The organism is Candidatus Allofournierella merdipullorum (assembly GCF_048426865.1).
Lineage (GTDB): Bacteria > Bacillota > Clostridia > Oscillospirales > Ruminococcaceae > Allofournierella_A > Allofournierella_A merdipullorum.
Genome location: NZ_DBFNWJ010000030.1, coordinates 1 through 4,569 on the forward strand (window position 1 = coordinate 1; position 4,569 = coordinate 4,569).

The window sequence follows — 4,569 nt, forward strand, 5'->3', positions numbered from 1 at the left end:
CCGCCCGGTGCATAATTCCCCCCCCGGCCGCTATTGCGTCGGTTCATTTGCGGGGCCGCCGGGGGGAGGAAGGGCCTTGGGGACGCGCACCCGGCTTTTTGGGCGCGGGCTTTTTCTTGCGCACGCTCCAGCCGAACTTGCCCAGCTGTTTGCCCAAAGCGTAGTAGTCGCCATGGGCGTAGGCCAAAAGGCCCGCCTTTTCCAGATGCAGCTTGCCCGCGCTGTCCAAAAGGGCGGGGTCCACGTCCACCGCCACCACGTCCGCCAGGAACAGGTCGTGGCTGCCCAGCTCGAGGCGCTGGAACACCTTGCACTCCAGGCTCACCGGGCTTTCCGCCAGCAAGGGGCAGCCAATTTTCGAAGCGGGGGTGGTGTGCAGGCCCATGGCGGTGAATTTGTTCACGTCTCGGCCGCTCTTCACGCCGCACCAGTCCACCGCCTTGGCCAAGGCCGTGGTGGGCAGGTTGATGACGAACTCGCCGCTCTCTTTGATGAGGCCGTAGCTGTGGCGGGTGGGCCGAACGGAAATGGACACCCGGGGCGGCTGGGTGCAGATGGTGCCCGCCCAGGCGACGGTGATGAGATTGGCCGCTTCACCTTCGCCGCAGCTCACCAGAACCGGGGGCACCGGGCCCAGCAGGGCGCTGCCCGGCCAGGAGAGTTTCTCTTCACTCATGGACCTTCTCCTCAAAGGTGGTCTCGCCGATGATGTAGCGGGGCCGGGCCTTGGTCTCCATGTAAATTTTGCCGATGTACTCGCCGATCACGCCAAGGCACAGCAGCTGGATGCCGCCCATGAAGCAGACGATGGAGATGGTGCTGGCCCAGCCGGCCACCGTGTGGCCCAGCAGCGCCGCCACCACCGCCCAGATCACCCCGATGAAGCTGATGCAGGAGACCAGCATGCCAAAGCCGGTGATGAGGCGGATGGGCTTCACCGACAGGCTGGTGATGCCGTCAAAGGCCAGGGCCAGCATCTTTTTCAGAGGGTAGTGGCTCTCGCCCGCCAGACGCTCGGCGCGCTCGTAGTAGACGCTGGTGCTCTTGAAGCCCACCAGCGGCACCATGCCCCGCAGGAAAATGTTCACCTCTTTGAAGTTGGCGAACTCTTTCAGAACCCGGCTGCTCAAAAGCCGGTAGTCCGCATGGTTGAACACCACCTGGGCGCCCATCCAGTTCATCAGTTTGTAAAAGCTCTCGGCGGTGAAACGCTTGAAGAAGGTGTCGGTGTCCCGCTTGGAGCGCACGCCGTACACCACTTCGCAGCCGTCGTGGTAAGCCTTTACCATCTCGTCCATGGCGTTGATGTCGTCCTGGCCGTCGCAGTCGATGCTGATGGTGATGTCACAGCGGTCTTTCACGGTCATCAGGCCGCCCAGCAGGGCGTTCTGATGCCCCCGGTTGCGGGAGAGGCAGATGCCCTCCACCAGTTCCTCTTTGGCGGCCAGGTCCCGGATGATGGCCCAGGTGTTGTCCTTGGAGCCGTCGTTCACAAACACCGCCCGGCTTGCCGGGGCGATGAGGTCCGCGGCCATCAGGTCCCGCAGTTTCTGCAGGAACATGGGCACGGTGACGGGCAGCACCTGCTGCTCGTTGTAGCAGGGGATGACGATGTACAAAACCGGCAGTTTCATGTTTCCATTCCTCCAAAGCGTTCAGCGCTGGTATTCCCGGGCAAGAGCCGCCCGGTCCAGAATTTTAAAACTGTTTTTATAGGTCTCGATCAGGCCCTGCGCCCGCATGCGGGAAATTTCCCGGCACAGGGCGCTGCGCTCGCAGTTCAGATACTCTGCCAGCCCCGCCCGGGAGAGGGGGATGGAGAAGGTGTCCGCCCCGGCGGCCTTCGCCTGGCCCAGCAGGTAGGCGCACAGCTTGGAGCGCAGGCTTTTCAGAATGAGCAGATCCACCCGGCGGCTCAGATCGAAGTATTTTTCCGAAATGGTGCGCACCAGGTTCTGCATCAGCTGGGTGTGCTCCGGGTGCATCGCCGCGCAGGGGCACAGCAGCTTGCGGCAGGGGATGAACATCGCCTTTGAGGTGCTGCGGGCGGTGATGGTCACCGGGCTTTTCACCGTGCTGCCCGCCAGCACGTCGCCGAACACGCTGCCCGGCACAAGGTCGGTGATGGACACCGCCGCGCCGTCCGGCGTGGTTTTGAGGGCGGTGGCGCTGCCCTCCAGCAGCACGCCGATCTCGCCGGTATCGTAGCCCGCCAAAAGCAGGATGTCGCCCTTTTCGTAGCGGCGCACCGCCGGCGCAAAGCAGCCCATCAGCCGGGCGAGGCCCTCCGGCGGGATGTCAGCGAACAGGGGCGTGCCTGCCAGCAGGGGATAGTATTCTTCCACGGGCGGCTCCTTTCTGCGAAAAAGATAAATAAAAAAATCACAACAGTTGCCCGGGCAACAGCAATCTATCCCTCATTATAGTAAAATCTACGAGGAAAAGCAATGCAAAGAGGGGCGAAGGGGCCCCGGGAAAGGTGGAATTTTCATGAAACAGTTTTACACCCGCATGCTCACCCGCACCGCGCTGCTGCTGGCGCTCTGTGTAGTGGTGCAGCAGTTCAAGACCGTCAGCCAGTTCATCACCGGCCCGCTGGTGAACCTTATCCTGCTGCTGGCCGCCCTGGCGGTGGGCCTTGGCAGCGGATTGTGCATCGCGGTGCTCAGCCCCATCCTCGCATTCCTCATCGCCCCCAGCCCCGTCATGCAGCTGATGCCTCAGCTCATCGTGCTGGTGGCCGCGGGCAACGCCGCCCTGGTGGTGTGCGCCTGGGCGCTGCGCAAACAGGATAAATTCTTCTGGCTTGGCTTTTTGCTGGGCGCGGCGGCCAAGGTGGCCGTGATGGCCGGCGGCCTGCAGTTCGTGCTGCTGCCCCTCTTCGGCGGCGTGCTCAACGAAAAACAGGTGGCCACCGTCAGCACCATGTTCGGCGTGAACCAGTTCATCACCGCCCTCATCGGCGGCGTGCTGTGCGCCATCCTCTGGCCGCTGCTGCGCAAGGTGAAAGGCTTTGTGCTGCAAAAGGCGTAAATCCATCCCTCAAAAAATGCCCCTGCGTTCGGCAGGGGCGTTTTTTTTTCGCGGTTCTTTAACTTCTGCAAAGGGGCGCCCTATAAAGGAGGTGTAAGGCAAAAACGAAAAAAGCGGCGTCCTTTGGCGGGCGCCCTTTCAAGAGGAGGATACAATTATGAAGTGCTTTAATCATGAGGATCGGGACGCTGTGGCATACTGCCAGCATTGCGGAAAGGCTCTGTGCCGTGAATGTGCGGAAAAATACACCCCCTGCCTGTGCGACGACTGCTTCGAGGCTCTCTGGCAGGAGCAGCAGCGGCAGAAGCAGGCAGAAGAGGAGGCCTGGGGCGCCCAGCGCCGGGAGGAACTGGAGGGCACCGTCCGCGGGTTCATGATCCGGGCGCTGATCGGCTTTGGCCTGTGCCTGGTGATGCTGCCGCCGCTGATGGAAGGCGTGCCGCTTCTCATGGTGCTGGTGCAGCTGCTGGTGCTGTTTTCGGTGCCCTTTGTCTGGCATCTCATCAGCGACGGTCAGGCCCGCATCCATGTGGACCTGATCGCCAGCGTGGGCTTCTGGGTCTTCCTTGGCTTTGCCAAGGGCGTGCTGTCCTTCTTCGTGGGGGTGCCCGCGCTGTTCATCCAGCTGTCGGAAGTCCTTCGGGCGAAAACCGAACTGGACGCCATGGCCGTGCAGAAGTAAGGGGGAATATAAAAAACGGGCCTGCGCGATGATGCACAGGCCCCTCTTTTTCAGTTCTTCGCTTCCTTGGCTTTCACAAGCTCGATGGCTTCCTTGCCGGTCATGTGGTCGATGGTCATCTCCAGCATGCACAGAGGCGCCCAGTCCCGGCGGATGGCGGCGTCAAGGCCCTCGGCGGTGTCGTCAGGCGCATATTTGCGGGCCAGTTTTTCAATGGCCGCCCGCTTTTCGCCGTCGTTCTCCAGCTCCCGGATGGTGCCGAAAGCGATCACGCTGCGGAAATAACTGGTGTACTCCTCGGGCACGATCTGGTCTTGGTCGATGACGCAGAAGGAGGCCTTCGGGCAGTGGCGGATGGCGTCCAGCTTGTGGCCGCTCTGGGCACAGTGGAAATAGAGCTTGTCCCCGTCGAACACATAGCTGATGGGCACGGCATAGGGGTAGCCGTCCTCACCCGAAAGAGCCAGCACGCCGGAGGTGCCCTTGTGCAGCACGGCGGCGGTCTCTTCGGCGTTCAGAAGCTGTTTGTGGCGGCGCATTTCTCGGAACATAAAAAACACCTCTCCTGACTGATAAAAAATAAAGCACCCCGTCCCCATTCCTTCTAAGGCCTAATGGAATGGGACAAAGACGCAAAACCCGGCGGCTTTTTTATAAGAAGCCGCCGCAAGCGACGCATCGCTTGCGGCGAACTGGTGAGCCATCGGGGATTCGAACCCCGGACACCCTGATTAAAAGTCAGGTGCTCTGCCAACTGAGCTAATGGCTCATATTCTGAATACAGCTTAACAATTATAGCAACCGGGACAGGATTTGTCAACACATAAGAAGCAAAAGCAGTTTAGCAAAAGAAA

General features: G+C 61.0%; 6 protein-coding genes and 1 tRNA gene. 2 read left to right on the forward strand and 5 right to left on the reverse strand.

The window, feature by feature from the left end; genetic code table 11:
• Positions 1 to 43: 43 nt before the first annotated feature.
• The 3 genes from ACMNAY_RS04910 to ACMNAY_RS04920 are packed head-to-tail and all read right to left on the reverse strand — an operon-like array spanning position 44 to position 2,345.
• The gene (locus tag ACMNAY_RS04910; RefSeq protein WP_418718603.1) at positions 44 to 676 is read right to left on the reverse strand and encodes a flavin reductase family protein; all 633 of its coding nucleotides are present in this window, start codon (positions 674 to 676) and stop codon (positions 44 to 46) included.
• Entirely contained in the window at positions 669 to 1,634 is a 966-nt protein-coding gene (locus ACMNAY_RS04915; protein ID WP_418718604.1) for a glycosyltransferase family 2 protein, read from the reverse strand. The genes ACMNAY_RS04910 and ACMNAY_RS04915 overlap by 8 nt, the downstream gene beginning before the upstream one ends.
• A 21-nt stretch (positions 1,635 to 1,655) precedes the next feature.
• A complete protein-coding gene (locus ACMNAY_RS04920) occupies positions 1,656 to 2,345 on the reverse strand; it encodes a Crp/Fnr family transcriptional regulator (protein WP_394975811.1) in 690 nt (229 codons plus the stop codon).
• A gap of 145 nt (positions 2,346 to 2,490) precedes the next feature.
• Here ACMNAY_RS04920 and ACMNAY_RS04925 point away from each other — a divergent pair, with 145 nt between their 5' ends.
• Together ACMNAY_RS04925 and ACMNAY_RS04930 are read left to right on the forward strand one after the other, a co-directional pair.
• On the forward strand, positions 2,491 to 3,033 hold the full coding sequence (locus tag ACMNAY_RS04925; RefSeq protein WP_394969378.1) for an ECF transporter S component: 543 nt from the start codon (positions 2,491 to 2,493) through the stop codon (positions 3,031 to 3,033).
• Between the two features lie 157 nt (positions 3,034 to 3,190).
• Positions 3,191 to 3,715 (forward strand): B-box zinc finger protein, encoded by a 525-nt coding sequence (locus tag ACMNAY_RS04930; RefSeq protein WP_418718605.1) that lies wholly within the window; start codon positions 3,191 to 3,193, stop codon positions 3,713 to 3,715.
• Positions 3,716 to 3,765: 50 nt separating this feature from the next.
• On the opposite strand, the gene ACMNAY_RS04935 is transcribed toward ACMNAY_RS04930, so the two are convergent.
• Positions 3,766 to 4,266 carry a pyridoxamine 5'-phosphate oxidase family protein gene (locus ACMNAY_RS04935; protein WP_394969374.1) on the reverse strand — a complete coding sequence of 167 codons (501 nt, stop codon included), beginning with the start codon at positions 4,264 to 4,266 and terminating at the stop codon, positions 3,766 to 3,768.
• Positions 4,267 to 4,408: 142 nt separating this feature from the next.
• A tRNA-Lys gene (locus ACMNAY_RS04940) sits at positions 4,409 to 4,484 on the reverse strand.
• Positions 4,485 to 4,569: the final 85 nt, after the last annotated feature.

Excerpts from the sequence above, each read along its gene's own strand:
- ACMNAY_RS04910 (WP_418718603.1), bottom strand. The coding sequence starts at position 676 with ATGAGTGAAGAGAAACTCTCCTGGCCGGGCAGCGCCCTGCTGGGCCCG.
- ACMNAY_RS04915 (WP_418718604.1), bottom strand. The coding sequence starts at position 1,634 with ATGAAACTGCCGGTTTTGTACATCGTCATCCCCTGCTACAACGAGCAG.
- ACMNAY_RS04925 (WP_394969378.1), top strand. The coding sequence starts at position 2,491 with ATGAAACAGTTTTACACCCGCATGCTCACCCGCACCGCGCTGCTGCTG.
- ACMNAY_RS04930 (WP_418718605.1), top strand. The coding sequence starts at position 3,191 with ATGAAGTGCTTTAATCATGAGGATCGGGACGCTGTGGCATACTGCCAG.
- ACMNAY_RS04935 (WP_394969374.1), bottom strand. The coding sequence starts at position 4,266 with ATGTTCCGAGAAATGCGCCGCCACAAACAGCTTCTGAACGCCGAAGAG.